The 25101-nt window shown below is 65.3% G+C and carries 28 protein-coding genes; 16 read left to right on the forward strand and 12 right to left on the reverse strand.

What is annotated here, in order from left to right; all coding sequences use genetic code 11:
• Positions 1-75 precede the first annotated feature (75 nt).
• From NO360_RS11040 to NO360_RS11050, 3 genes are all read left to right on the forward strand, one after another.
• Positions 76-267: a DUF7525 family protein gene (locus NO360_RS11040; RefSeq protein ID WP_256307862.1), complete on the forward strand. Its 192-nt coding sequence runs from the start codon at positions 76-78 to the stop codon at positions 265-267.
• A gap of 53 nt (positions 268-320) precedes the next feature.
• Positions 321-545, forward strand: a complete 225-nt coding sequence (locus NO360_RS11045; RefSeq protein ID WP_256307863.1) for a DUF7123 family protein — start codon at positions 321-323, stop codon at positions 543-545.
• Between the two features lie 113 nt (positions 546-658).
• A complete protein-coding gene (locus tag NO360_RS11050) occupies positions 659-1090 on the forward strand; it encodes an SRPBCC family protein (protein ID WP_256307864.1) in 432 nt (143 codons plus the stop codon).
• A 313-nt stretch (positions 1091-1403) separates the two neighbouring features.
• Here the strand turns inward: NO360_RS11050 and NO360_RS11055 are convergent, their stop codons facing one another.
• From NO360_RS11055 to NO360_RS11090, 8 genes are all read right to left on the reverse strand, one after another.
• Entirely contained in the window at positions 1404-2207 is an 804-nt protein-coding gene (locus NO360_RS11055) for an RIO1 family regulatory kinase/ATPase domain-containing protein (protein ID WP_256307865.1), read from the reverse strand.
• 115 nt (positions 2208-2322) lie between these two features.
• On the reverse strand, positions 2323-2772 hold the full coding sequence (locus tag NO360_RS11060; RefSeq protein WP_256307866.1) for a universal stress protein: 450 nt from the start codon (positions 2770-2772) through the stop codon (positions 2323-2325).
• 166 nt (positions 2773-2938) lie between these two features.
• Positions 2939-4006: an actin-like salactin gene (locus NO360_RS11065; RefSeq protein ID WP_256307867.1), complete on the reverse strand. Its 1068-nt coding sequence runs from the start codon at positions 4004-4006 to the stop codon at positions 2939-2941.
• 116 nt (positions 4007-4122) lie between these two features.
• The gene (locus NO360_RS19090) at positions 4123-4680 is read right to left on the reverse strand and encodes a FlaD/FlaE family flagellar protein (protein ID WP_390281782.1); all 558 of its coding nucleotides are present in this window, start codon (positions 4678-4680) and stop codon (positions 4123-4125) included.
• Between the two features lie 636 nt (positions 4681-5316).
• Complete coding sequence (locus NO360_RS11075) at positions 5317-5880, reverse strand: chemotaxis protein CheD (protein ID WP_256307869.1); 564 nt, start codon at positions 5878-5880, stop codon at positions 5317-5319.
• 86 nt (positions 5881-5966) lie between these two features.
• Entirely contained in the window at positions 5967-7199 is a 1233-nt protein-coding gene (locus NO360_RS11080; protein WP_256307870.1) for a chemotaxis protein CheC, read from the reverse strand.
• A complete protein-coding gene (cheY, locus tag NO360_RS11085) occupies positions 7196-7564 on the reverse strand; it encodes a chemotaxis protein CheY (RefSeq protein ID WP_256307871.1) in 369 nt (122 codons plus the stop codon). Before cheY ends, NO360_RS11080 begins: the two co-directional genes overlap by 4 nt.
• 101 nt (positions 7565-7665) lie before the next feature.
• Positions 7666-8232, reverse strand: coding sequence for a DUF7500 family protein (locus NO360_RS11090; protein ID WP_256307872.1), 567 nt, complete (start codon positions 8230-8232; stop codon positions 7666-7668).
• A gap of 141 nt (positions 8233-8373) precedes the next feature.
• Here NO360_RS11090 and NO360_RS11095 point away from each other — a divergent pair, with 141 nt between their 5' ends.
• The 3 genes from NO360_RS11095 to NO360_RS11105 all read left to right on the forward strand — a co-directional run bounded on the left by NO360_RS11095 (position 8374) and on the right by NO360_RS11105 (position 10344).
• Positions 8374-8712, forward strand: a complete 339-nt coding sequence (locus NO360_RS11095; RefSeq protein ID WP_256307873.1) for an ArsR/SmtB family transcription factor — start codon at positions 8374-8376, stop codon at positions 8710-8712.
• Between the two features lie 350 nt (positions 8713-9062).
• Entirely contained in the window at positions 9063-9707 is a 645-nt protein-coding gene (locus NO360_RS11100) for an archaellin/type IV pilin N-terminal domain-containing protein (protein WP_256307874.1), read from the forward strand.
• A gap of 10 nt (positions 9708-9717) precedes the next feature.
• The gene (locus NO360_RS11105) at positions 9718-10344 is read left to right on the forward strand and encodes an archaellin/type IV pilin N-terminal domain-containing protein (protein WP_256307875.1); all 627 of its coding nucleotides are present in this window, start codon (positions 9718-9720) and stop codon (positions 10342-10344) included.
• Between the two features lie 175 nt (positions 10345-10519).
• On the opposite strand, the gene NO360_RS11110 is transcribed toward NO360_RS11105, so the two are convergent.
• Entirely contained in the window at positions 10520-11272 is a 753-nt protein-coding gene (locus NO360_RS11110; RefSeq protein ID WP_256307876.1) for an RAD55 family ATPase, read from the reverse strand.
• A 339-nt stretch (positions 11273-11611) separates the two neighbouring features.
• On the opposite strand from NO360_RS11110, the gene NO360_RS11115 reads away from it, so the two are divergent.
• The 7 genes from NO360_RS11115 to NO360_RS11145 all read left to right on the forward strand — a co-directional run bounded on the left by NO360_RS11115 (position 11612) and on the right by NO360_RS11145 (position 19253).
• Complete coding sequence (locus NO360_RS11115; protein ID WP_425601426.1) at positions 11612-13057, forward strand: FlaD/FlaE family flagellar protein; 1446 nt, start codon at positions 11612-11614, stop codon at positions 13055-13057.
• Positions 13041-13484: an archaellum stator protein ArlF gene (gene arlF, locus NO360_RS11120; protein WP_256307877.1), complete on the forward strand. Its 444-nt coding sequence runs from the start codon at positions 13041-13043 to the stop codon at positions 13482-13484. The genes NO360_RS11115 and arlF overlap by 17 nt, the downstream gene beginning before the upstream one ends.
• Positions 13485-13934 (forward strand): archaellum stator protein ArlG, encoded by a 450-nt coding sequence (arlG, locus tag NO360_RS11125; protein ID WP_256307878.1) that lies wholly within the window; start codon positions 13485-13487, stop codon positions 13932-13934.
• A complete protein-coding gene (gene arlH / locus NO360_RS11130; RefSeq protein WP_256307879.1) occupies positions 13931-14683 on the forward strand; it encodes an archaellum protein ArlH in 753 nt (250 codons plus the stop codon). The genes arlG and arlH overlap by 4 nt, the downstream gene beginning before the upstream one ends.
• A complete protein-coding gene (locus NO360_RS11135; protein WP_256307880.1) occupies positions 14683-16350 on the forward strand; it encodes a type II/IV secretion system ATPase subunit in 1668 nt (555 codons plus the stop codon). The genes arlH and NO360_RS11135 overlap by 1 nt, the downstream gene beginning before the upstream one ends.
• Positions 16351-16416: 66 nt before the next feature.
• Entirely contained in the window at positions 16417-18168 is a 1752-nt protein-coding gene (gene flaJ, locus NO360_RS11140) for an archaellar assembly protein FlaJ (RefSeq protein ID WP_256307881.1), read from the forward strand.
• Entirely contained in the window at positions 18165-19253 is a 1089-nt protein-coding gene (locus tag NO360_RS11145) for a CheF family chemotaxis protein (RefSeq protein WP_256307882.1), read from the forward strand. Before flaJ ends, NO360_RS11145 begins: the two co-directional genes overlap by 4 nt.
• Before the next feature lie 27 nt (positions 19254-19280).
• Here the strand turns inward: NO360_RS11145 and NO360_RS11150 are convergent, their stop codons facing one another.
• Entirely contained in the window at positions 19281-19511 is a 231-nt protein-coding gene (locus tag NO360_RS11150; RefSeq protein WP_256307883.1) for a DUF7511 domain-containing protein, read from the reverse strand.
• A gap of 178 nt (positions 19512-19689) precedes the next feature.
• On the opposite strand from NO360_RS11150, the gene NO360_RS11155 reads away from it, so the two are divergent.
• Positions 19690-19878 (forward strand): DUF7576 family protein, encoded by a 189-nt coding sequence (locus tag NO360_RS11155; protein WP_256307884.1) that lies wholly within the window; start codon positions 19690-19692, stop codon positions 19876-19878.
• 82 nt (positions 19879-19960) lie between these two features.
• On the opposite strand, the gene NO360_RS11160 is transcribed toward NO360_RS11155, so the two are convergent.
• Entirely contained in the window at positions 19961-22369 is a 2409-nt protein-coding gene (locus NO360_RS11160; protein WP_256307885.1) for an ATP-dependent DNA helicase, read from the reverse strand.
• Positions 22370-22505: 136 nt separating this feature from the next.
• The gene (locus NO360_RS11165; RefSeq protein ID WP_256307886.1) at positions 22506-22877 is read right to left on the reverse strand and encodes an ArsR/SmtB family transcription factor; all 372 of its coding nucleotides are present in this window, start codon (positions 22875-22877) and stop codon (positions 22506-22508) included.
• Between the two features lie 176 nt (positions 22878-23053).
• Between NO360_RS11165 and NO360_RS11170 the strand changes: the two genes are divergently transcribed.
• Together NO360_RS11170 and moaC are read left to right on the forward strand one after the other, a co-directional pair.
• Positions 23054-24490, forward strand: a complete 1437-nt coding sequence (locus NO360_RS11170) for an NAD(P)H-hydrate dehydratase (protein WP_256307887.1) — start codon at positions 23054-23056, stop codon at positions 24488-24490.
• A complete protein-coding gene (gene moaC, locus NO360_RS11175) occupies positions 24487-25095 on the forward strand; it encodes a cyclic pyranopterin monophosphate synthase MoaC (protein WP_256307888.1) in 609 nt (202 codons plus the stop codon). The genes NO360_RS11170 and moaC overlap by 4 nt, the downstream gene beginning before the upstream one ends.
• Positions 25096-25101: the final 6 nt, after the last annotated feature.

The following is a 25101-nucleotide window of genomic DNA, read 5'->3' on the forward strand; positions in this document are numbered from 1 at the left end:
AGTCCGAAGACCGTCATCGCCGAGACGCGGACGTGAGTCGTATGAACTAAGTCGGAACCGGCACTCCTGAGTGGTATGGAAACCGCAGCCGCCAGTTCCGACAAGGGATTCGGTCTGACCGTCCTCTTTTCGATCGTCGCCGTGCTCGGCGTGGCCGCGATGTTCGCCGCGGGCCTGAGCGGGGATCAGTTCGTCGCCGCCGTCGGCTTCGCCGCCGCGATCATCGCCGCCTCGCTGGCGGTGTCGGCGACGCACCTGTTCGGATGACCCCTTCGAACGGACGAGAAGCTTAAGAGCGAACCGCCCGTACACGGAGTAAAATGAGCCAGTTCACCGAGGAGGAACAGCGCATCGTCGCGTACCTCCGCGAGAGCGTCTCCGCCGGCGAGCGGTATTTCCGAGCGAAGAACATCGCCGACGCCATCGGCCTCTCGGCGAAGCAGGTCGGCGTTCGACTCCCGCGACTCGCCGAGAAGTCCGAGGACGTCGAGATCGAGAAGTGGGGGCGCGCGCGCTCGACGACGTGGCGGGTCACCCGCAGCTGAACCGCTGAGAGCCCCCAGCGGCTGAGCCACTGGCTGGTGCCCCGCCGGTCGAGCGACCCCCGAACCGGATCGCGATTCAGGACCTTTTTTGTCTCTGCCTTCCAGGATCGCGTATGACGGTACGCGTGCGGCGGGTATTCGAGTTCGACGCCCCGCCCGAGGACGTGTGGGACTTCATCTCCGACCCCTCGAAGCGAGCGGATTCGATCAGCGTCGTCGAGCGGTACGAGGTCGACGAGGAGACCGGCGACGCGACGTGGCACGTCCGACTGCCGATCCCGTTCGTGAACTCGACGGCACGCGTCGAGACGAGTGACATCGCTCGCGACCCGCCGCGACACGTCAAGTTCGTCGGCAAGTCCTCGGTGCTGCGCGTCACCGGCGAGCACACGGTCGAGGCGGTCGACGGCGGCGCGCGCCTCGTCAACGAGTTCGTCGTCGACGGTCGAGTCCCCGGCGTCGAGCGGTTCTTCGAACGGAACCTCGACGCGGAGCTGGAGAACCTCGAACGCGCGCTCCGACGGGCGGTCGAATCCGACACGTAGGGGCCGGGGGCGACCGCGCCGTCCCGGAGGGTTTATTGATACCCCGCCGTTATCCAGGTTTGCCGACGACCGACGCTTTTCTCGTCGAAGTCGGCACAGACCCGCCGCACACCGCCGCAGTGTTTCGGGGTCCGCTGCGGCTCACCGCGTCCAGCGCTCCCTCGTCCCGGAGAGGGAGTGTCTGCGCGCACCACTCCCGCCTCCGCCTTCGCGACCGCTGTACCCGAGCCGAACGCGTCGACGCCCCCCGTACTCGCTGTGCTGCCGTACGTATACTCGGCCGACCCACCACTGCGCTCGACTGAAATGACCGCTACGGCGACGACGCCCGCTTCTCGATCTCGCCTTTCAGGACGGCCGCGTCGAAGTCGTGGTCCGGACGGATGTTGACGAAGTCGAGAAATCGAGCGGCCGCGAGCAGTTCGTCGGGATCGAACGCCGTCGACGCCGCTTCGACGGTCCGCTTACCGCCGATCAGGGGTTCGAGCGCCCCCAGCGCGCACGCGACGTCGTATGACTTCGCGTCCGAGGCGTTTCCCTCCCGGACGTTCGTCGCGTCGATGAAGTAGATCTCCCCATCCAGAATGAGCACGTTCTCCGCCCGGAGGTCGCCGTGGAGGAGGTCGTGCTCGTGCATTCGCCGCAGCGACTCGAAGAGCGTCGGCGCGAGGTCCGCCTCGGCCGCCTCGTCGAGTTCGTCGAGCGTCCGAAAGTCCGGGAGGTACTCCAAGACGAGAATCCCGAGGCCGTCGAACTCGAACGCCTCGACCGGTTCGGGCGCGTTCAGTCCGACCTCCCGCATCCGACTCGTCGCTTCGAGCTCGTGTCGGGCCATCTCGACCGGCGTCTCGAAGTGTTCGAAGAAACCCTCAGTCCCCGAGGAGAAGGCTCCGAGGTTCCGTCCCGTCGTGAACAGCGTGTGAACGATCGAGTTCTGTCGAGTGATGACCTTCACGAACCACCGGTCGTCGACCACCATCGGCGTCGAGAGCCAGTTGTCGGCGTCGAGAAAGCGCACCCGGATCTCCTCGCGGTCGTACCGGTCGCGGATCTCGCGGGCGACGGCCTCCAGTCGCGACCACTCGACGCGACCGCGCAGGAGACGCCGGAGTTCCATAGTCCGACGAACGGTCTCCGAGCGTATATACCGTCGGCTTCCGTGAGGTGCGAGAACGTCCGTCGCCCGTGGTGCCGGTTCCGCCTCGTGGCAGCCGTTGTCGCCGCCGGAGGCGCTATGCGTCGTCGCTTTCTTCGCTCCCGCGGACAGTGAGGACCGGGACCGACGACCGCCGGACGGTCCGTTCGGTCACGCTTCCCAGCAGGTACCGTTCGAGACCGGTGCGTCCGTGCGTCCCCATCACGATCAGGTCGCAGTCCTCGTCGGCGGCGTACTCAACGACGACGTCGTCGGGAATGCCCGGTTCGACGGCGGTGACGACGGTCACGCCAGCCGCCTCGGCGCGCTCGGCGACGGACTCGACCACCGACTCGGCGCGGTCGCGAAGCGTCTGCTGGACCTGCTCCGGGCTGATCGCGGGCGCGCTGTGGCTCACGTCCCGCGAGTCGACGACCGAGAGCACGTGCAGTTCGGCGTCGTATTGGGCCGCGATGTCGAGCGCGTGTTCGACCGCGCTGTCCGCACACTCGCTGCCGTCCGTCGGGATCAGAATACGATCGTACATACCAGACGGTTCACAGACCAGCGGTTAGACGTTTTGGATGCCTATCAACGGGCGGGAACGACCGAAAGACGGCGGCGAGTGCCGGTAGTCGACGACGACCGACCGGACGGGCGTAGCGACACCGAACCGGACAGCCGTAAGGAGACCGCCGGCAGCCGGCACCGACTCACTCGCTCAGGCGCTCGGCGATCCGGCGGGCTCCCTCCGCCGGGGCCAGGTCCGGACGGTCCGCGGAGAGACACTCGACGTCGCGATCGAGTTCTGCCGAGAGGCGCTCCTCGAAGACGTCGACGATGCCCGGGATACAGGCCATCCCGCCCGTGAGCACGATCGGCTTCGAGAGGGCCAGTTGGTACGGTTTCATATGGTCGTTCGCCAGTTGTGCCAGGAAGTTGTTGGCGACCTCGTCGACGGCGTCGTCGACGTAGTCGTCGAGCGGCTCCATCACCGAGCGCTCGATGGTGAACTCGTGGGCGCCGCCGCCGGGCTGTTGGATCACGTCGGTGAAGGGGTCGAAATCGTCGAAGTCCGCGTGGTCCTCCTTGTACTCCCGGGCCGTCGTCAGGTCGATGTTGACGCGGCCCTGCGTCTCCTCCTCGACGGCGTTCGCGATCCGGCGATCGACCTCGTTGCCGGTGACCGCGCCGGAGACGAACGGCGAGAGCTGTTCGCCGTGGCGGTACGCGGAGGCCTCGAGGTTCGTCGAACCCATATTGACCGCGGCGAACACCTCGTCGATCGCGTCGAGTCCGTCGCCGAAGGCAGGGATCGACCCGCACAGCGACTCCGGGAAGCTCCGGATCAGGGCGTCGCCGACGGAACTCTCCTCGATGACCCGCGTGAGGTTCCGAAGCCCGGGTTCGTTGTCGATCGTCGGAATCGCGTAGACGACGGCGCTGTCGGCGTCCAACCCCTCCGAGGAGACGACTTCCTCGAAGAACTTCGCAGCGAGGTCGGCTCGGTCGTCGTCTTCGGGAAGGCCGGAACGGAGCATGTACTGCACTTTGTCCGGATACTCCTGTGCGGCCTGTTCCCCGAAGAGCACGCGCTCCTCACCGGTCAGCGCGTCCTCGAACGTCGCCAGGCACGTCAGCGTCCGAACCGTCTGAACCTCCCCGTCGCGGACGTACTGGAGGACCGTTCGCGTGCTGCCGAGTTTGACCCCGACGGGCGTCGGTCCCGCGGCCTGCTCGGTTTCCTCGCCGTCCGCAGAAGCGTCTTCGTCATCCGTCATAGGAGAGTCGAAGCAGAACGCACAAAAAATCCTGTTGGTGTCTCGATTGACAGGAGGTGCGCGACTGCGCCGGCCGCTGTCCCGCCGCTGTCTCGGTACCGCGGCTGATCCCCCGACTACGTCATCGACGCGAGTCGGGCGATGTACACCAGGCTCAGGTGGTGATCGTCGACGTCGTACTCGGTCGTCTCCGACACCTCACCGGAGAAGCCGACCAGGTAGTCCTGGAGTTCGGCTTCCACGTCCGCGGTGAGCCACTCGACGGTGTGGTAGTACCGCAGCGCGTCCATCGTCCGTTTGTACCCGCCCTTCAGGACGAGGAACTCCAGCCAGTCGAAGACGAGTCGTTCGGCGGCGTAGGCGTCGGGCAGCGATCCCAGGTACGGTTTCGAGAGCCCGCCGTCGGCCGCGGCGGTCTCGTGAACGAGGAGCTGTTCGAGCTGATTCTGTCGGAGCGCTTCGCCGGCGCGCCCGCGGGGCCGTTCGCGGATCTCCGTGTCGAACTCGAATCGACCGACGTCGTCGGGGGAGTCGAACCCGAGACCGGACTCGCGTCGGCGACGCGAGTCGGATCGAGCCTCACGACCGCGGGACGGCTCGTCGCGACGACCGCCTCGTCGTCGGTCCTGGCCGACGCCGTCGAAGCCGAGATCACGGGCGATCTGATCGGCCAGAACGACTTCGTCGTGGCCGCGGGCGTGATCCGAGCCACCGCGTCGCGGCGGGCTCACGCCTTCCCGCGGACGGACTGAGACTTCTTCGTCCGCCGCGTCGCGGTCGGCGGACGGGCTGTTCCGTCGGCGGCGGTCGCTCCGTCCGTTCCGTCGGCTCTCCCCGCCACCGCCGCGCTCCCGATCGGTGGTTTCGTCGTTCGCTCGGCGGCCGCTGTCCTCGCGTTTTCGATCGGTGGATCGCTCGCTCCGCCTGCGGCCGTTCCGACGGACCGACTCGCCGCTCGACGGCGACTCGGATCGGCGACCGTCGCGCCGGTCGCGGCGTCGGCCGTCAGACCGCGTTCTCGGGGCGTCGTCCGCGTCGGCGGACCGTTCGTCGCCGTCGGAGCGACGCGCCCCCCGGCGTTCGTCTGCGATTCGTCTGAGTTCTCGGAGGTCGTAGTCGTCGGGGTCGATTGTCATTGCCTGGCTCCTGTGTCACGGCGACCGAGACGCCGCTGTCTCATCGTTCCGAACATTCACAAGTGGATGTATAAACGTAGCCCCGGAATTATCAGAACAGATACCGAGTACTGGGAAGAGTACCTCGATACCGTCGGCGTCGAGCCGGCCCACGGCGTCACCGGGTGGGGGATGCTAGATGACGTGGGTCTCGCCGTGGGCGCGACGGATCGAGAGCTCCGCCGTCTCCACGTCGAGCCTCAGCGAGCGGCCGTAATCCCCGCCGACGTCGGTGGCGACGAGCGGTATGCTATGAGCCTCGAGTGCCTCGCGGGTGGCCGCGACGTTCCGTTCACCGACCGCGCCGGCACTGGACTCGAACTCGAACATCGCGCTCCCGCCGGCGACTCGCGCCTCGATTCGCGCCCGGTCCGCGCCGGCGTCGACCACCTCCCGAGCGAGCGCCGGGACCGCCGTGTCGACGTACTTCCACACGTCTGAGTTCGTGTCGTTCCCCCGCGTCCGCGTGCCGTCTCCGTGCGCTCCCGCCTCGGCCTCCGCACTCGCGGCTGGCAGCATCGCGTGGGCGAGGCCGGCGACACCCGCGTCGACGTCGGTGAGCGCGATCCCGACGCAGGAGCCGAGACCGCTGGTCACGAGCGTCGATCCCGCGTGCGCGACGGCGTGGTCGGCGACGCCGACTTTGATTCGCTCGGGTTCGGATCGGTCGTTCGATCGGTCGGTGGTGTAGACCTTCATGAGTACCTTCGAGGAGGATCGATCGACCGCGGGAAGACACGGCGGAAATTCACGGCGCTCGTCTCGAACAACGCTGTTTCACGGCGTCAGTTCGCCTCTGGTGCGAGTTGGTCGAACGCGGCACGGAGTTCACGCTCGTCGGGTAGCGCGTAGATGTCGCAGGTGAACGTCTCGTCGGGGGTCGCGATCGCCGAGTCGATGAGGAACGCGTAATCCTGGGTCCGCGCGAGTTCCGTCACCAGCGGGTCGACGATCGCCGAGGCGATGTCGTCGACGTACCGCGGCGGCGAGATCTCGATCGTCGTCTCCAGGGCGTTCGCCCACCCGTCCAGGAAACCGGACGTGACGATGTTGCCGATCTCCTGGAGCGCGCTCTTCCGCATCGCCGGGTTCGACTCCATCCCCGGCATCAGCGCGTCGGCGACGCTCTCGGCGGACTCGGGGTCGAAGAGGATCGCGATGTACCCCGACGGCGTTCCGCTGAACTCCAGGACGACGCCGCGGCGGGCGTCGTCGGTCAGTTCCATCGGCACGCCCTCGACCGGAACGAAGCTCAACCGACTCACGTCGACGTTGGTGTCGATGCCGGTCATCGCGGTGAGATCCTCTGAAGCCTGTCCGGCCCCCTCCGAGATCATTTGCGAGAACGAGGTGAACGTCTCGACCGGGATCGCGTCCTCGGCGTTGCCGGCGACGTCGACGATGGTTTCGACCGACTCCTGCGTCGGGAGCATGTAGATGTAGAACCCCGCCTCCTCGTCGATCGTCTCGAGGTGGTTTCGAAACGCGAGGACGTGATCGGCGTCGATCGTGGCGCTGGACGCGTCGGCTCCGTCGGCACCGGCTGGTTCGCCCGGGATCTCCTCGGGGCCGACGACGTCCTGCAGTGACCGCCCCGCGTCCAGTTCCACGTAGGTCGGCGTGGTGATGTCGATCGAGTCGCCGAGGAAGTCGGCCCAGCCGTCGATGAACCCGCCGAGCATAATGTTTCCGAGCTCCTTCAGTCCGCTCGTGGCGAGGTCGCTCTCGGGGTTGTCGGACGCGCCGGGAACGAGCGCGTCGACGAGCGAGACGGCACGCTCCCGATCGAACGCGAGGACGGTGTGGCCCTCGATCGCTCCCGAGAACCCGATGTGAACGGAGACGAGATCGCGCTCGCGGAACTCCCGTTCGACGTCGGCACGGGTCGCCATCTCGACTTTCGTGACGGCCACCCGCGCGTCGAACCCGGTCAGCGTGGTGAGCGACCCCGCCGCCTCCTCGGCTCCCGAGTGGGCGAGCCGACTGAAGGTCCGAAGCGACTGGACGTCGAGGTTCATGCTTCGACGCCCACCACATCGTCGATGGCTTCGAGGACGTTCGGCTTCTGGAACGGTTTCGTGATGTAGCCGTCGGCCCCCGCTTCGACCGCCTGTCGCATCTTCTCCTCCTGGCCGACGGAGGTGCACATAATCACCGAGGAGTCGGGATCGATCGATTTGATCTCCGAGGTCGCCTCGATGCCGTTGCGGATCGGCATCACGACGTCCATCGTGACCACGTCGGGATCGAGTTCCCGGTACAGTTCGACGGCCTCGACGCCGTTTTCCGCCTCGCCGACGACTTCGTGATCGTCCTCGAGCAACTGCTTCAGGAGGTTCCGCATAAACGCCGAGTCGTCCACGACCAGTACGGAGCGTGCCATACTGTCACTTCCGACAAACGCTGTATAAACGCATCGTCCCCATTATCAGCGCTGATACGCGATAGGCCGGTCGAGACGGCGACGCACCCAGTGACGGACCCTCACTCGTTCGGCGGGATCTGGAACGGTTCGTCTCTGAGCGCTTCGATGAGGTCCGCGATCGAATCGTCCGGCGTGAGGTCGTGGTCGCGGAGGACCGCCGCCAGGGTATTTGCAGGGTACGTGACCGTCGTGTTCGACGCCAACAGGAGGATGCCGATCGCCTCGCTCGGCGACGCCTCCGTATCGATCTGTTCGACGTACCACGTGACTAGCTCCCCGAACGCCGCTGCGACGTCGTCGGTGAACTGCTCGTGTTGCGCGATGTCACCGTCGAAGGCGGCTGTGAGCCCCACGCCGTAGTCGGCGTCGCTCTCGGAGACGTATCGGGCCATCTGCTGTCGGGCGAGCGTCCCCCGGTCGTCGGACGGGACCTCGCCGTCTGAGTCGCCGTCGCCGTCGGAACCACCCGCCGACGGCGCGTCGTCGTTGTCGGTCGCGACGACGTACCGGCCGTCTGAAAGCTCTGCGACCCGCTCGGAACTGGTGTAATCCAGTTCGTCGGGCCGGACCACACCCTCCTCCTCGCGCGTCGGCGGCGCGTCCTCGGGAGGGTCCGCGGGAGCCATACCACAGAGTGCCTCCGGCGCGATAATAAGGCCATCGCAGACGGGGGTATCGAGCGCGAGTACATGTGTGATATCAGTATCAATAGCGAAAGCGGACGACCGTCACATTCACGTAATTCCGGTTAGAACGTAGCGCTGTCTATGGAGTCTGACAGGACGCTCGCCGCGCTCGGGAACGAGTACAATCCCGACATCCTGCGCGCCGCTGACGAGGCCCACTCTGCACAGGAGTTCAGCGAAATGCTCGACATCCCGATCGCGACGTGTTACCGTCGGATCGAGGAACTCACGGGTGCCGGACTGCTCGAACTGCACGACCGCGTCCTCTCGGACGAACACCGCCGAACGAACGTGTACCGCCGCGACATCGACGAGATCGTCATCAGTTTCGACGAGAACGAGCTCAACATCCAGGTGACCGAGCGCCCGGAAGTGAAGAACAAACTCGACGACGTCTGGCGGAAGATATCACAGGAATAGCACAGGTCTCCGGTCGGGAGCGATCCGGTCAGACTCGTCTACGTTTGCGGAGTGTGGATTCTCGGCAATAGTCAGCGCGTCGGGTTTCGTATTTCGGCTGGTTCACGCTCGTCGTTCTTCGGCTGGTTCACGTTCCTCGATCGTAGCGGCGTGCTGACTCGGATTCGAACACTTTCTCGTGGGAGAGAACTTCCTAAAGTATCGTCATCTCCCGCTATACGGCCTGAATGTTTCAATATCATCTCTGATATCTCGGTCCGTACTATTATGTACAGTCCGTTGATTGATCGACTTGACGGTCCTCACCTCCGGCGGGGAGGCACTGGGACCAGACTGGAGACAACAACAATATGTTCGAAGAAAACGACGCCGACCGTGGTCAGGTCGGCATTGGAACGCTCATCGTGTTCATCGCGATGGTTCTCGTTGCCGCGATCGCAGCGGGCGTCCTCGTGAACACGGCCGGCTTCCTCCAAGCGACTGCGGAGGACGCGGGACAGGAGAGCGTCGACAAGGTGACGAATAGGCTCGATATCGTGAGCACACACGGTATCGTGAGTGAGTCTGGAGGAGAGAAATACGTGAGCAGGCTGAATCTCACAGTCCGGCTTGCTGCTGGATCAGGCGCTGTGTCGCTTGATGATACCACAATCAGGTATCTGAGCGACACGGAGGCAGAAAACCTGGTATATGAGAATATGAGTGGTAACGACCCGACCACTCTCGGTAGCGTGAGCGGGATGGGCGCGTCAAACTACACGGCCTACGCGCTTGACGATGACAGCAGCAACGGTTTCCCCGTCCTGAACGAACAATCAGATCGGTTCGAGATTGTCATCAATACTGCTAACACAGAATCCAGTGGCGGTGGTCTCGAGACTGGTGACAGCGTTGACCTCGACATCACGAGCCGATCGGGCGGTTCGTCGCAGGTCATCCTGACGATGCCCCAGCAACTCGCCGGCCAGGAGGACGGCGATCCGGTCCCGCTCTAAGGTGATCTAAATGGTAGAAATATTCAACAAAGACGATCGCGGTCAGGTCGGTATCGGTACGCTCATCGTGTTCATCGCGATGGTACTAGTCGCCGCAATCGCGGCTGGCGTCCTCGTGAACACGGCCGGCTTCCTGCAGGCGACTGCAGAAGACGCCGGACAGGAGAGCGTGGATAAGGTTACTAATCGCGTTGAAGTCGTCAATCAGCACGGTACTGTCGGGCTGAACGACACGATTTCCAATGTCACGATGACGATTCGACTCGCTGCCGGTTCCAGCGCCGTCGATATGGATACGACGACGATTAAGTATCTCAGCGATGATGAGGTGGCGACACTCTCTAATAGTACGACTGATAATACTCTCGCTGCAGGGAATTCAACGCAGTTCAACCTCACGTCTGTGGAGGCAACTGACGACGACAACTCCTTCGGCGTGCTTAATTCCGGCGCGGATCGCTACGAAGTCAGAATCAACGCCTCCGCTATAGAGGGCGGATACAAGTACAACGGCCTCGATACGGGTGATAAGATCCAACTTGACATCACGAGTCAGACCGGCGGAACGACGCAAGTAATCCTGACGATGCCCCAGCAACTCGCGGGTAAGAACACCGGCGAACCGGTCAAGCTCTAAGCTCCGGTCTCTCCCTCGTATCGTAGACGAATAGATTTTCACTTCTCTTGACGCTGACCATAGAGCGGCAGCTCTAAGGAGCGGGTAGGGGTCTGTCGCAGAACGATCGCCGAGAATTATCGGCGAAACCGGCGAGGGTCCAATCGCGTGGTCTACCGGTACTTCAAGAGAAAAGTTACTCCAGCCCGCCGGCGTCCTCCTCGCCGAACATCGGGGGCGTGTCGCCCATCATCGAAAAGCCGGCCGCCTGTTCGTAGACTTCGATGCCGCCCTCTCCGATCTCCAGCGGAAACATCGAGTTCTTGATCGGCTGTTTCCGCATCTTCGCGACCCAGATGTATCGATTGGACGTCGATCCGGCGGGCGACTGAATGAGGTAGATGTTGCCGTCGGTCAGGAAGTTCTCCAGGCCGATCTCGGTATCGGGGAAGACCGCGGACTGCTCCATCGTCAGGATCGAGGTGAGCCCGCTGTCTTTCAGGATGTCGATGAACTTGAGGAGGTACTGGCGCTGTTCCTGCTCGTTCTCGAAGAAGAGCTGGAACATCGTCAGCGAGTCGAGGACGAGTCGGTCGTACTGCGTGTCCTGGAGGTCCTCGAGGATCGTATCGAGCGTCGACGAGAAGTCGCCGCTGCGGAGCAGCGTCCGCTTGTCGTACACCTTGATTCGTCCCTCCTCGACGAACTCGTCCCAGCGGTCGAACCCGATCGAGGCGGCGGCCTGGCTGATGTCGTCTGCGGTCTCCTCGAACGTGAGGTAGATCCCGCCCTCGTCGAACTGCTCGACGCCGTTGTAGAGGTACTGGAGACCGAGAATGCTCTTTCCGGTGCCGGGGTTGCCGCTGACGAGCACGGCAGCGTTCTTGACGATTCCCCCGTTGAGGATCGAATCGAGCCCCTCGATACCCGTCTTGACGAATTCTGGCATACCTGTGATCACTTCCTGGCGAGTGTTGGCTACGAGGTCGGTCCCGCACGCGGATAATTCTTCGCACCCGATACGACTGTCCACCGACCGAGTCGTCCTCCGGTCGGTCATCCGGTTTCTTCGCCACACCGGGAGGTCCCGCCATCGGGCAGGAACGGGGTGAGTGCAGATCCCGCGGTCTTGTCACCCAGGTGCTCTATCACGAGCGATAATTTGGAGCGAACCTTCTTGTACAGAACACTGGACAGTTAGGCTAATGATACCTGCTCCACCGAGACCGGACGACCGGACCGGTCGGACCACGCGTTCGGCGCGGCCCACAGAGCGGCGTGACGCTCCGTGGCGACCGTGCCAGGCGACGAGTGGTCGGTGCCGGTGCGACGGGAGGGGGTACGGATGGGCGTGATGGACTGGATGGACGGTGACGACGGCGAGGAGTCCGATACCGTCGCGACCGACGGGCTGGGTTTCGACGAGGACCTCGACGGCGAGATGGGCGACCTCGACGGCGGGATGGACGACTTCGGCGACGAGATGGGCGATCTCGACGGCGAGATGGACGACTTCGGCGACGATATGGGCGGGTTCGACGACGGAGGCGACTTCGGCGGTGCCGACATCGACCCCGACACGATCGCCGATATGGAGGATCGGATCTCCGAACTCGAGAACCAGGTCAGTTCGACCACCTCGGAGATGAACACCGTCCGCGAGGAGAACAAACAGATCGGCGAGACCGTCGAGGAACTCGACGAGACGATCCGGAAGCTTCTCGACATCTACGAGATGGTGACCCGCGGGATCAACCCCTTCGTCGACGACGCTCGCGAGATGGGCGGTCTGGAGGGCGACGGGGCGTTCGGCCTCTTCGAGATGGAGGAGGAAACCGAAGACGACCTGGATTCGGACGTCGCGAGCGCCGACGCGGAGTCGTTCTTCGACGAGGACTTCGGCGACCTCGACGAGGACCAAGACGAGGCCGAACTCGCCGCAGAGGACGAGCTCGCCGAGGAGGAGCACGAGGATCCCGCGATGGACCTCGACGAGGAGGACGACGAGGAAGATACCGCCGGCGGCGGTGCTAGCTTCGACGATCTGAAGGCCGAATACGAGGAGAACGAGGGCTGGGACGACGTCGAGGGCGACGAGGTAGAAGATGAGGCCGACGACGCGGCGGACAGTGATGGAGGAGCGGATCTCGACGGAGAAGCGGTGCCCGAAGACGGCGAGGAAGGACCCGACGAAGCGCTGAACGGCGAATCGGAGGACGTTTTCGACGAGGAGGCAGAGGAAGTCGACACCGACGAGGCGTTGTTCGACTCTGAGACGGCTGACGAGACGAACGGGACGGTCGACGAAGCGGCCGACGAGACCGCAGCGTCACCGGAGACTCCGGCACGGGACCGAGCCACTGCGGCCTCGCGGAGATCGACCGACGACGAGGACGTGTACCTGTCGACGCTCCCGTCACGGTACACCGCCGAATCGGTCGTCCTGGAGTGGACGCGGTTCCTCGTCGAGACCGGCGGAGCGATCGGTGCCGCTCGTGCGCTCCGACAGTACCGGTCGCAGGGCTGGATCACCCGAGACGTCGAGCGGACGATGAGCGAACACGTCCGGAACGCCGCCACCGCGACCGAGACGGAGCGGCCGCAGGACCTCCGCGTCGAACACCACAAAGAGAGCCTGACGTACATCAGTCGGCTCGCCGGCGACGTCGACGAAGCGCGGCTCCTCGAAGAGCTATCGGCGCTCGGAGGTGGTGCTCGTGGGATTCGGCGTTAGCGGGTCGACGGCAGTCATCTTCCTCGGCATTCTGATCGCCTCGGGAACGCTGTACACGGCGGCGGCGGGCAGCGCGGAACAGATCTCCGACGCCCGGGACGAGGACAGTGAGGACCTCCTCGATCGGCGGAACACGGCCCTGGACGTCACGAGCGTCGTCTACGACAACTCGACAGACGAACTCGAGATCAACGTGACGAACGCCGGAACGACGACGCTCTCGGTGAACGGGACGAGCGTCCTCGTCGACAACGAGTTCGCGAACGCGTCTTCGACGCGGGTCGACGGCGATAGCGCGACCGACGTCTGGGGCGGCGACCGGACGCTCGTCGTCACCGTCAACGATGTCACCGCCGAACCGGATCGCGTGAAGGTGGTCGCCGAGAACGGCGTCGCAGACAGCAACTCGACGGTCGAGGTGGTCTGAGTGGCCGACGTCTCCGTTCCGAGCCTGATCCTGTTCATCGCGAGCATCGTCATCGCGGCCGGCGTGGCTGGTGTCCTCATCGACACGGTGACCGGAATCAGCGGAGCGCTCGACGACCGCGGCGCGGACGTCGCGGAGAACATCCGCACCGACGTCGAGATCATCAGCAGCGCCGAGAGCGGCGTTTACGATAGCGGCACCGACACCGTCACGCTGTACGTGAAGAACACCGGCCGCCGGACGTTGCCGGCCACTGGCCAGACTCTGGACGTGATCGTGGACGCGCAGTACCGGACGAACGTCTCCGTTTCCGTCGCCGACGGCGGCGAGGAGTGGCGGCCGCACGGCGTCGTCAGGGTGCGGATCGGCGATCTGGCCCTCGACGACGGCGACCACCGGGTGACGCTGACCGTCGACGGCGACGAAGAGATATTCAGGTTCCACCAATGAGCACGAACCACTACCCGATCGGACTGAAGGACCACGACCGCCTCCAGAAGGAACTCGGCGGTGGGATTCCGAAGGGCTCGATCGTCCTCATCGAGGGCGACTACGGGGCCGGAAAGAGCGTGCTCTCCCAGCGCTTCACCTACGGGTTCACGAAGGAGAACGTCGTCACGACGCTCGTCTCGACGGAACTGGGGGTTCGAGGGTTCCTCGATCAGATGCACTCGTTGACCTACGACGTCGTGAAACCGCTGCTCGACGAGGAGATCCTCTTCATCCCCGCGGAGATCGACGCCTCCGGAACCCTGACCGGCAGCGGCGAGGACGACGAGCGGAAGGACCTCCTGCGTCGGATGATGGAGGCCGAGACGATGTGGGACGCCGACGCGATCATCATCGACACCTTCGATGCGATCCTCCGCAACGACCCCAAGTTCGAGGCGCTCGTCCGACAGAACGAGGAACGACAGGCCGCCCTGGAGATCATCTCCTTCTTCAGGGATCTGACGACGAAGGGGAAGACGATCGTGCTGACCGTCGACCCCTCGACCGTCGACGACGAGGCGATCGGCCCCTTCCGTTCGATCGCCGACGTCTACCTCCAACTGGAGATGGTCGAGGTCGGCAACGACGTCCGGCGGAACATCTTCGTCAAGCGTTTCGCGGGGATGGGCGAACAGGTCGGTGACCGCGTGGGGTTCTCGGTCCGCTCGGGGATCGGGATCGTCATCGAATCCAGGAGTGTCGCATAATGGCGACCGAACACGGCTCCGCGAAGATCGGCAACGACCTGAAACAGCACGCGGGTCGGTGGCGACACCTCCGCGAACACCTCAAGCGGTTCCGACAGATCACCGGCGAGTTCCCGAAGTACGTCGACGACCCCGACGGCTACGAGTCGCGGCGGCCGAACATCCTCTATCACCTCGGCGGGCCGGTCTACTGTCAGGTGTACGGGAACTTCGGCGAGACGACGAAGTACTACACCATCGAACCGGAGCTCGACGATCCAGAGCGAGACATCTTCGGACAGGTGAAAGACAAACTCTTGGAACGGTCCGTCACCAAACCGGCACCGGCCGAAGAGACCGAGTACGAGGACCGGATCCAGGAACTGCTCGAAGAGATCGTCGTCCTCGAAAACGAGCGCGACGGCCGCCTCGCAGAACTCGTCCAGCGGCTGGAGCTCGGACCGCTCGAAGTATCCGAGCAAACCTACGAGAAGGTCCAGTACCGGCTGATCCGCGACATCGTCGGCCTCGGGCCGCTGGAGCCGATTATGCGTGACCCGGCGAACGAGGACATCCACGTCATCGGGCCGAACCAGGTCGACGTCGACCACGGGGAGTTCGGGCTCCTCGAGACGACGGTCGAATTCGACTCGACCGAACAGTACGACAACTGGCTGCGGAACATGGGCGAACGGATCGGTGACCCCGTCTCAGACGCGCACCCGATCGTGGACTCCACGCTCCCGGACGGATCGCGTATCAACATCATCTACTCCGACGACGTGTCGCTGAAAGGGTCTTCGCTCACGATCCGTCAGGGCGACGACGTGCCGCTGTCGATCTTCCAGATCGCGAAGTGGGGAACGCTGTCCCCGGAACTGTGTGCGTACCTCTGGATCGCGCTGGAGAACGAGCGGACGATCTTCGTCGTCGGGGAGACGGCGTCTGGGAAGACGACGACGCTCAACGCGATCACGTCGTTCATCCCCCGAGACTCGAAGATATACACGGCCGAGGACACCGCCGAGGTGCTCCCGCCGCACAACACCTGGCAGCAACTCCTGACGCGCGAGGGTCGCGGCGCGGACTCGGAAGTGGATATGTTCGACCTCGTCGCTGCCGCGCTCCGTTCTCGACCGGACTACATCATCGTCGGGGAGGTTCGTGGCGAGGAAGGTCGGATGGCCTTCCAGGCCGCACAGACCGGTCACCCGGTGATGCTGACGTTCCACGCCTCCGACATCGTTTCGATGATCCAGCGGTTCACCGGGGACCCGATCAACGTCCCCGAGACGTTTATGTCGAACGCCGACATCGCGTTGTTCCAGAACCGCGTCAAGCGCGGCAACGACACCCTACGTCGGGTCACCTCGGTGCAGGAGATCGAGGGGTACTCGAAGGAGATGGGCGGCGTCGTCACCCGCGAGGCGTTTTACTGGGACCCCGTCGAGGACGAGATCGTCTTCCAGGGCCGGAACAACTCCTACATTATGGAGGAGAAGATCGCGACGCTGCTCGGGTACGACGACACGCGGAAGATCTACGAGGACATCAAATTCCGCACGGAGATCATCGAGCGCGCGATTCAGGAGAACATCGTGGGCTATCACGAGGTCAACGAGTTCATCGAGGACTTCCAGCGCGACGGGACGGAGGGTATCCCGTTCGACATCACGAGGGTCGACTGATGTGCGCCAGCAAGGGACACAGTTCGGACGAGGACAGAAATCGATGAGCGATCCCGGGAGACAGCAATGAGTGAGACGAACGTCGATGCGGGCCTGAGTGCGCAGAGACAGCAGTTCCGCGAGTTCGTCTCGTCTCTGCTGGACGCGTACGAGCAGATGCCGATGGAGAATCGGAAGTACGCGATCACGGTCCTCGCGCCGACGGTTCTCATGTTCGTCCTCGGCGTCGTCGGCGCGATCACGCTGCCGCTCCCGGTGCTAGTCCGGATTCCGATCTTCCTGTTGGGGCTGTTGATGCTCGTCGGCGGGGTGCTCTATCCACGGCTGCTCGTCGAGGAGCAGCGACGGGGGCTCGAGAACCAACTCCACCTCGTCATCACGCACCTGACGGTGCTGTCGACAACGAACATCGACCGGGTCGCGGTGTTCAGACAGCTCGGCCGCGAGGAGGAGTACGGCGAACTCGCCGTCGAGATGCGTCGGATCACCGAACTCGTCGACACGTGGAACCAGTCGCTCGACGACGCGCTCCAGCGGCGGGCGCGGGCGGTCCCCTCGCGGGAACTCGGGGACTTCCTCGATCGGCTCGCGTACTCGCTGAACGCCGGCCAGCACCTCGACGACTTCCTGCTCGGCGAACAGCGGACGATCATCGAGAAGTACATCACCGTCTACGAGGGTGCCCTCGGGAACCTGGAGGTAATGAAGGACCTCTACCTGTCGATGATTCTCTCGATGACGTTCGCGATCATCAACGCCATCGTGCTCCCGATCCTCACCGGAACGGACGCCACGATGACTATCGCGGCCGTCATCGTGCTCTTCGTCTTCGTCCAGTTGGGCTTCTACTACGTCATCAAGACGATGTCGCCGTACGACCCGCTGTGGTACCACCAGGCCGATTACCGGACGAAGATCGACCGACAGATCGACATCGCGCTCTACGGGTCAGTCGGGTTGAGCGCCGTGTTCGTCGGCGTGCTCGGACTCGGGGTCGCCGGATGGACCTCGATCGGCCAGACCGTCCAGCGCGTGATGCTCGACACGCCCGTTCCGCTCCTGATCGCGACGCCGCTGACGCCGCTCGCGATTCCCGGGCTGGTGGCTCGCCACCACGAAAACCACGTCAAAGAGCGCGACGAGGAATATCCGGGCTTCATTCGCGCGCTCGGCGCCTCCGAGAGCGCGAAGCAGTCGACGACACGAGCGGTGCTGGAGACGCTTCGGGAGAAGGACTTCGGCGTGCTCTCCAGAGAGATCGACCGCCTCTACGTCCGGCTGAATATGCGCGTCGGCCCCGACAAGTCGTGGTTCTTTTTCACCGCCGAGACGAGTTCCTACCTCATCCAGAAGTTCTCCGAGATGTACCTCGTCGGCCGGCAGATGGGCGGGGAGCCGAAACAGCTCGGCGAACTCATCTCCGACAATATGAACGAGGTGCTCAAGCTTCGGCGGCAGCGTCAGCAGGCGACCGTGACGCTCATCGGCGTCCTTTACGGCATCACCGCCTCGGCGTCGTTCGCGTTCTTCATCGGCCTAGAGGTCGTCGAGATCCTCGCGACGTTCTCCTCGAGTATGAACCTCGCGCAGTTCGAGTTCGGCCAGCTGATCTACGCCGGCGTCTACGACATCCCGGTCATCGAGTACCTCCTCTCGCTCATCATCCTCTTTAACGCCCTCCTGTCGGCGCTGATGATCCGGATGGTCGACGGCGGACACAAGGTGAACGCCTACCTCCACTTCGTTGTCCTCGTGTGGATCGGTTCCGGAAGCGCCGTGGTGACGTCGTCGCTGGCGGGGGGACTGATCAGCGTATGACCGCGGACTCGAACAGTCGGGAGACGGCGCAGGAGGATGGCAGTCGGTCGGACGGCTCCGAGCACGGCGACGTCGCCGAGCAGCGGTCGGAACTGCTCGAAGCGTATCGAGAGCGATCGAAGGACGAGAACGATTCGGGGGCGAAATCGAAGACGAACTCGAAGGGGAAATCGAAGCGCTCCCAGGAGACCGAAACCGGAGAGTCGATCGTCGTCGACTTCGTCGCGAACTTCGTCGCCGGCGGCGACGCCGCGTTCGATCCGGTGAAGGGACGGGTGCTGATGAGCGAACGCCGCCTGGTGCTCGCGACGTCGAACACGAAGACGACAATCCCGATCACGTCCATCTACGACATCGCCGTCGGCCAGGTGCCGCCGGAGGTCGAGGAGTTCTTCGACTACACCGTGATGGTGGGCTACGTCGACGGCGATTACCGCCGGTCGACGGTCATCGGCGGCGACAGGGAGACGATCGAGAAGTTCTCGCTGCTGCTCTTCCGGGCGACGCTCAACGGATCGACCGCGCTGGTCACGCATCCCGCGAAGGTCGGGGGGCGCGTGATGGACACGCCGAAGCAGAAGACCGGGCTGCACCTCGATTACGAGTCGGTCGCGTTCCCCGGGAGCGACGTCTCCACGACCGAGGAGGGCCCGTTCTCGATCGATCTGGCGTCGGTCATCTTCTTCGAGGTGATGGAGCGCTCCACGAACGACGGGGAGACGCGGCTGGTCCTGTCGGTCCAGCACGTCGAGAACGGCCAGACGGTCACCTCCGAGATATCGATGACGTCGCGGCGGAAGATGAACATCCTGGGGCGGTATCTCCGCCTCATCTACCACTGGATCAAGAGCGACGTCCGCGACGTCGACGTCGAAGAACACGAACTCGAAGTGCTCGTCGGCCTCTACTCGACGGCCGAGGAGATCGATCTGGCCTCGCTGCTCGACATCGGCGAGGCCGAACTGGACGCGCGGCTGGAATCGCTCCACGAGGACGACCTCATCACCGACGAGGAACCGCCGGTGGACCTGACACCGCAGGGGCGGTTCATCGTCAACGAGGAGTTCGAGGACATCAACGTTTGAACTGACGGCGAACGGTCGGCCTCGGAGTCATCGCATCTCGTCCAGCGCGACGAACGCGTCGGCGTCGGCCGAAAGCCAGGCCTCGATCTGTTCGCAGCAGCTCTCGCGGCGGGGATAGATCGTGCACCGGTCCGGTCGTTCCTCGTAGCGCACGACGACGCTCCGGAGTTCGAAACGCCGACCACGCTGGGTTGCGTCGCTGTCCTCGACACTGGGCGCTGGAACGCGGTTCTCGGGGTTGCGGGGCGAGTCGGACATCTCAGTCCTCAATCGGTCTTCGCCGTGGACGTACTAAACCGCTACCGTTGGCGGGCAAGTTCCGCCGGCGGGGACGGAATAAAGTGTTCGGGCGCAGTACTGAGTCAGTCATCACCCCCGCGACGGTCGGCGTGAATGGACGGAGTCAAGTGGGCGTACGTGCCACCGTCTCCAAGAGATGGTAGATCCGACTTCCGACCTCGGAGAGGACATAGACGAAGCCGACGCGCCGTCGTGTGCGAGTTGCGGATCGAAGATAATTCAATCGCCGACGCACCGCGTCGTCACCTGGGTCGAAGACGGGAGCGTCCGGACGCAGCATTTCTGTTCCGAGGAGTGCAAAGTCGCCGCGGCCGACGAGGCGTAATCGGCGTCCCACCGCCTCGCCTGGACCGTGCGTTCGGCCGGGGCTGGACTCGTTTCGAGGTCGCCGGCGCGACGGTCGCTCGTCAGTCGTCGTCGGTCGACGACCAGAACCGCTCGACGCCGTAGCCGAGCAGGTCCGGACTCACCGGGTCGAACTCCGCGCGCTCGGGCTCTGGCAGGTACTCCCGGACGCTGTCCCAAGAGGCCCTCGCGTACCGCGCGTCGACGAGCGCGCGGACGCCAACCTCGTCGGGACCGCGGATGACGCGCCCAATCGCCTGCCTGGCCTTCCGAACCGCCGGCACGGTCAGCGCCGTCTCGAAGCCGCTGCGGCCGCCCTGTCCGTCGGAGCCGAACCGTCGGTCGTACGCCGTCCGCAGGGCGCGGGTCCGCGGACTCGACGTGTCGATTATCGGGACGCCGCAGACGACGGCGGCGGCGAGCCTGTCGCCGCGGTAGTCGACGCCCTCGGTGAGCGTGCCGCGGAGGCTCGTGACCAGCACTTTCGATTCGCCGCCGAAGAACTCGTCTTTCAGCGACTCCGTCGCGTCGTCGCCGGAGGACTCGTCGAGTAGGACCGGCCGATCGAGGCGCTCCGACAGCGCCTCCGCCATCCACGCGGCCTCCGCGTAGTTCGGCATCCCGACGAGGACGTTTCCCGGCGATTGCGCGATCTCGCAGACGGCGTCGACGTGCGCGCGCCGCGTCGGGTTGTCCTCACCACGTCGGCCGCGGTTCTCGTGGGTGAACTTCGGCACGTCGACCGCGAACGACGCGCGGTGCTCCCGCGGGAACGAGAGGCCGTACGTCCGCTCCTCGACCGGTCGACCGGCGTCCGCGAGCGCGTCCAGTCCAGTCACCTCGCGGAAGACGTCCATCGGTTCCAGCGTCGCCGACATCAACACGCCGCCGCCGAACTCGCCCAGTCGCTCGGCGATGGCCTCGCCCGGAACGCAGTTGTGCAGCGCGAGTCGGGCGTTGTACGCGCGCCGCCAGGATTGTTCCCGTTCCGTCTCGTCCCACGTCCGCTCTAGTTCGATCTCTCTGAAGTACGCCACGTGATCGGTTCGAGCCCAGTTCGCGAGCGTCCGCCCGACGGCGGGGGCGGCCCGCCGGACGTCGTCGTCCTCGGCCTCGTTCAGGATGCGGGCGACCACCGCGCCGACGGACTCCGCGCGGAGCCAGGTCGCCTCGTCGTGGCCGGCGGCTTCGGCCCACTCGGTCAGTTCGTCGACCGCGGGCTCCTCCGGCTCTCGGAGGGGTATCTCGTCGTCGTCGAGTCGTGAGAGATCCGCGCGCCAGTCCGGGAGCGTCCGATCGAGATGCGCCCGCACGCGACGGTCGAGTTCCGAGCGGAGGTCGGAGACGAACGCGCGGGTCTCGCGGAGTTCGCGGAGCGTCACGTCCGCGTCGTCGAGTTCGCCGCGGACCAGGTCGGCGTCGGCGCTCGACGCGGCGTCGCCCCCGTCGCCGCCGGCGGTCGACTTTCCGGCCTCGGCGAACTCGACCGGCTGGATCACGCGGGTCAGTTCGTTCTCGGCGTCTCGTAGCGTCGCGTCGGCGACGCCGTCGCTCACCAGGTCGCGCACCCGCGGTTCGAGCATATGCGCCTCGTCGCAGACGACGAACGTCTCCTCGTCCACGAGCGCGCCGGTGAACGAACCCACGGTCGTGGGGTCGAACGCGTGGTAGTAGTTCCCGAGAACGACCTCGACGTGCGGCAGGACCGCACCCATCACCGAGTGCGGACACGTCCCGTAGCCCGCGCTCAGTCGGACGAGTTCCGCGGGGTCGACGTGCCCCTTCTCGGTCAGATCGAACGGGATGGCTTCGATGGGGTCGCCGTCGTCGGGGACGTCGTCGAGGAACGTCGCGTAGAACGGACAGTACTCGGTGTCGCCGTACTCGGCCGTCTCGGGGAGGTACGGCGTCGGCTCGCCCGCGGTGGAGAGGTAGTCGGGGCCCCGAGTCGCTCCCGAATCCAGGAGTCCGGTCTGGGTCTGCCTGGCCTCCGAGACCAGCGTGCCGGTCGAGGTCTCGCCGCCGTCTCCGACGAGGTTCCTCGTCCGCTCGCGGAGGCCCTCACACCGGTCGTACACCGTCTCGTCGTCGATACCGGCGACGCCCTCGCGGCTGTACGGACAGACGTCGGCCTTCCCGACGAGCGTCAGCCCCGAGACCGGTTGCCAATCGTCGGGAAGAGCCCTGTTGATCGTCTGCAGGTCCGACTCGAACTGCCTGAGCTGCTGCTTGACGCTCGTCAGGACGAGCACGCGCTCGTAGTCGGAGTCGGGGTCGCGCACCCGGTCGATGCCCGCGGTGAGCGCGAGCATCGTCTTGCCGGTTCCGCACGCCCCTTCGACGACCAGGAAGCCGTTCTCCTCGGCGGCGTCGACGGCGGCCTCGATGCCGTCGGCTTGCTCCGGATAGGGCTCGTCGTGACCGAAGACCGCCTGCCAACTCACGTCTCGCAGTCGCGCCGCGGCGTTCATATCGGTGTCGGTGATGGCCCCGGCATCGTATTTGAAGCCTCGGCCGAGACAGAGAAACCGCCGGCGGACCCGCGCCCTGGCCGACCGTCCCTGGTCGGGAGTGACGAGTCGACCTCTGGCCCGGTACCGAACTGGCTTACTCGATGGCGCGGTCCACGTCCGCTGACTCGCCGACGCAGACGACGAGCGAGTCGCGCGCCGGAGCGTACACTTTCATCTCTCGACCCTTCACTGAGTAGCGGGTGTCGACGACGCGCACGAGGCCGGCTTCTCGGAGGTTGTCGAGGTGGTGTCTGACGTTCTGCAGCGACGTCCCGACGGCGTCAGCGAGTTCGGAGGCGGTGGCGGAGTCGTTCTGGAGGGCCGCGAGCGTCGAGCGGGCGGTGTCGGCGGCGAGGCAGTTGATGAGTCGGGCGGCTTCGTCGTCGTCGAGCGGGAGGACGCGGAAGTCGCCACCGTCGTCTTCGGTCGCACCTCGTTCCGTTTCAGACGGTAGCACACCCGACATACCATCTGATTCCGGATTCTCGGACCTAAACCTTTCGGATTTTCGACACACATTCAGTCACGCGTGATCTATCAGGTCACGCACCTGCGAGGCGTCATCGGACGAAAGTCGTACCACCCGCGAGCGGGGCCACCGACCCGTCGCCTTTTAGGTCGGTTCGGACCGAAGGGCCGACGATGATCACGAGCGACCGAATGGCTGCCGTCGATCGAAACGCCGAGGCGCTCGGCGTCCCGCGGAAGCAGTTGATGGAGTCGAGCGGCAACGCCGTCGCCCGCGGGGTCCGACGGCTCGCCGATCCGGGCGCAGCGGTCGCGGTCGTGGCGGGACGCGGGAACAACGGCGGCGACGCCTTCGTCGCGGCGCGGTTCCTCGACGACTACGATGTGTCCGTCCGTCTGCTCGGCCGGCCGGAATCGATCGCCACGGACATCGCCCGCGAGAACTGGGAGGCGCTCCGCACGGCGGAGTACGACGCGGAGACGGTGACGGACTCGGCGGATCTCGATCTGGCCGACCCCGACGTCGTCGTCGACGGGATGCTCGGCACCGGCGTGACCGGAGCGCTCCGCGAGCCGGCGGCGACCGCCGCCGAGGCGATCAACGACCTCGACGCTCAGGTGCTCTCGATCGACGTGCCCTCCGGCGTCGACGCCGACACCGGCGAGTCCGCGGGCGTCGCCGTCGACGCCGACCGCGTGGTGACGTTTCACGACGAGAAGCCGGGCCTGCAGGCCCTCGACGCCGACGTCACCGTCGCCGACATCGGGATCCCGGAAGCCGCGGAGCGATTCACCGGGCCGGGCGACCTGCTCGCGCTGGGGCGACCGTCGCAGAGCCACAAGGGCGACTTCGGCGAGGTGCTCGTCGTCGGAGGCGGCCCCTACACCGGCGCGCCGGCGCTCGCCGCGCAGTCCGCGCTCCGCGCCGGTGCGGATCTCGTCCGCGTCGCCTGCCCCGAGTCGGTCGCCCGGGAGATCCAGGGCTACAGCGAGAACCTCATCCTCCGGCCGTACGACGGGGATCACCTGGCGAGCGAGCACGTCGAGGACGTCCTCTCGCTCGCGGCCGAACACGACGTGGCCGTGCTCGGGCCCGGTCTGGGGAATCGCGAGGCGACGCTCGCGGCCGTCGAGGAGTTCCTGGAGGAGTACGACGGCACCGTCGTCGTCGACGCCGACGCGCTACAGGTCGTTCCGGGAATCGAGACCGACGCGACGCTGCTCTGTACGCCCCATCAGGGCGAGTTGCGGAAAATGGGCGGCGAGACCGACGACGACTGGCGGGCCCGGTCCGACCTGGTCGCGGCGTTCGCGGACGACCTCGGACACGTCCTGCTCGTGAAGGGTGCCTACGACGTGATCTCCGACGGCGACGAGACGAGAGTGAATCGGACGGGGAATCCGGGGATGACCGTCGGTGGCACCGGCGACGTGCTCGCGGGCGCGGCCGGCGCGCTGGCCTGTGTCCTCCCGCCGCTCCAGGCGGCCGCCGTCGCCGCGTACGCGAACGGCCGCGCCGGCGACGAGGCGGTGGAGGCGAACGGGTACGGCCTCCTTGCGACGGACCTGATCGATCGACTACCCGCGGCCCTGCGGAGTGAAACGCAATGACCACTGAGGAAACTATCGACGGAGAACCGAGAGAGCAGAGCGGCGAAGAGACGGGAGAGTCCGGAGACGACGAATCGGCGACGCGCCCCGACGGCGGTGGACGGGACGAGGGAGACCACGACGCGGAACTGACCCACGTCGACGAGACGGGCGACGTCCAGATGGTCGACGTCGGCTCGAAGCCCGACTCGAAGCGGCGCGCCGTGGCCCGCGGAGAGATTCACCTCTCGTCGTCGACGATCGGGGCGATCCGCGACGACGAGGTCGAGAAGGGCGACGTGCTCGCGACCGCCCGTATCGGCGCGGTCCAGGCCGTCAAGCACACCTGGGAGACGATCCCGATGTGCCACCAGATTCCGATCACGAACGTCGACACCGACTTCGACGTCCGCGAGGAACGCGTCGTTCTCACCGTCACGGTCGAGACGACGGGCAAGACCGGCTGCGAGATGGAAGCCTTGGAAGGCGTCACGACTGGGCTCAACGTCGTCTGGGATATGGTGAAAGCGGCCGAGAAAGACGACGCGGGACAGTATCCCGGAACGCGGATCGACGGCGTCGAAGTCGTCACGAAGGAGAAGCGAGCGGTCGAGGGATCGGACTGAGCCGAG

The organism is Halobellus litoreus (assembly GCF_024464595.1).
GTDB lineage: Archaea > Halobacteriota > Halobacteria > Halobacteriales > Haloferacaceae > Haloquadratum > Haloquadratum litoreum.

Excerpts from the sequence above, each read along its gene's own strand:
- NO360_RS11040 (WP_256307862.1), top strand. The coding sequence starts at position 76 with ATGGAAACCGCAGCCGCCAGTTCCGACAAGGGATTCGGTCTGACCGTC.
- NO360_RS11045 (WP_256307863.1), top strand. The coding sequence starts at position 321 with ATGAGCCAGTTCACCGAGGAGGAACAGCGCATCGTCGCGTACCTCCGC.
- NO360_RS11050 (WP_256307864.1), top strand. The coding sequence starts at position 659 with ATGACGGTACGCGTGCGGCGGGTATTCGAGTTCGACGCCCCGCCCGAG.
- NO360_RS11055 (WP_256307865.1), bottom strand. The coding sequence starts at position 2,207 with ATGGAACTCCGGCGTCTCCTGCGCGGTCGCGTCGAGTGGTCGCGACTG.
- NO360_RS11060 (WP_256307866.1), bottom strand. The coding sequence starts at position 2,772 with ATGTACGATCGTATTCTGATCCCGACGGACGGCAGCGAGTGTGCGGAC.
- NO360_RS11065 (WP_256307867.1), bottom strand. The coding sequence starts at position 4,006 with ATGACGGATGACGAAGACGCTTCTGCGGACGGCGAGGAAACCGAGCAG.
- NO360_RS11075 (WP_256307869.1), bottom strand. The coding sequence starts at position 5,880 with ATGAAGGTCTACACCACCGACCGATCGAACGACCGATCCGAACCCGAG.
- NO360_RS11080 (WP_256307870.1), bottom strand. The coding sequence starts at position 7,199 with ATGAACCTCGACGTCCAGTCGCTTCGGACCTTCAGTCGGCTCGCCCAC.
- cheY (WP_256307871.1), bottom strand. The coding sequence starts at position 7,564 with ATGGCACGCTCCGTACTGGTCGTGGACGACTCGGCGTTTATGCGGAAC.
- NO360_RS11090 (WP_256307872.1), bottom strand. The coding sequence starts at position 8,232 with ATGGCTCCCGCGGACCCTCCCGAGGACGCGCCGCCGACGCGCGAGGAG.
- NO360_RS11095 (WP_256307873.1), top strand. The coding sequence starts at position 8,374 with ATGGAGTCTGACAGGACGCTCGCCGCGCTCGGGAACGAGTACAATCCC.
- NO360_RS11100 (WP_256307874.1), top strand. The coding sequence starts at position 9,063 with ATGTTCGAAGAAAACGACGCCGACCGTGGTCAGGTCGGCATTGGAACG.
- NO360_RS11105 (WP_256307875.1), top strand. The coding sequence starts at position 9,718 with ATGGTAGAAATATTCAACAAAGACGATCGCGGTCAGGTCGGTATCGGT.
- NO360_RS11110 (WP_256307876.1), bottom strand. The coding sequence starts at position 11,272 with ATGCCAGAATTCGTCAAGACGGGTATCGAGGGGCTCGATTCGATCCTC.
- arlH (WP_256307879.1), top strand. The coding sequence starts at position 13,931 with ATGAGCACGAACCACTACCCGATCGGACTGAAGGACCACGACCGCCTC.
- NO360_RS11135 (WP_256307880.1), top strand. The coding sequence starts at position 14,683 with ATGGCGACCGAACACGGCTCCGCGAAGATCGGCAACGACCTGAAACAG.
- flaJ (WP_256307881.1), top strand. The coding sequence starts at position 16,417 with ATGAGTGAGACGAACGTCGATGCGGGCCTGAGTGCGCAGAGACAGCAG.
- NO360_RS11145 (WP_256307882.1), top strand. The coding sequence starts at position 18,165 with ATGACCGCGGACTCGAACAGTCGGGAGACGGCGCAGGAGGATGGCAGT.
- NO360_RS11150 (WP_256307883.1), bottom strand. The coding sequence starts at position 19,511 with ATGTCCGACTCGCCCCGCAACCCCGAGAACCGCGTTCCAGCGCCCAGT.
- NO360_RS11155 (WP_256307884.1), top strand. The coding sequence starts at position 19,690 with ATGGTAGATCCGACTTCCGACCTCGGAGAGGACATAGACGAAGCCGAC.
- NO360_RS11160 (WP_256307885.1), bottom strand. The coding sequence starts at position 22,369 with ATGAACGCCGCGGCGCGACTGCGAGACGTGAGTTGGCAGGCGGTCTTC.
- NO360_RS11165 (WP_256307886.1), bottom strand. The coding sequence starts at position 22,877 with ATGTCGGGTGTGCTACCGTCTGAAACGGAACGAGGTGCGACCGAAGAC.
- NO360_RS11170 (WP_256307887.1), top strand. The coding sequence starts at position 23,054 with ATGATCACGAGCGACCGAATGGCTGCCGTCGATCGAAACGCCGAGGCG.
- moaC (WP_256307888.1), top strand. The coding sequence starts at position 24,487 with ATGACCACTGAGGAAACTATCGACGGAGAACCGAGAGAGCAGAGCGGC.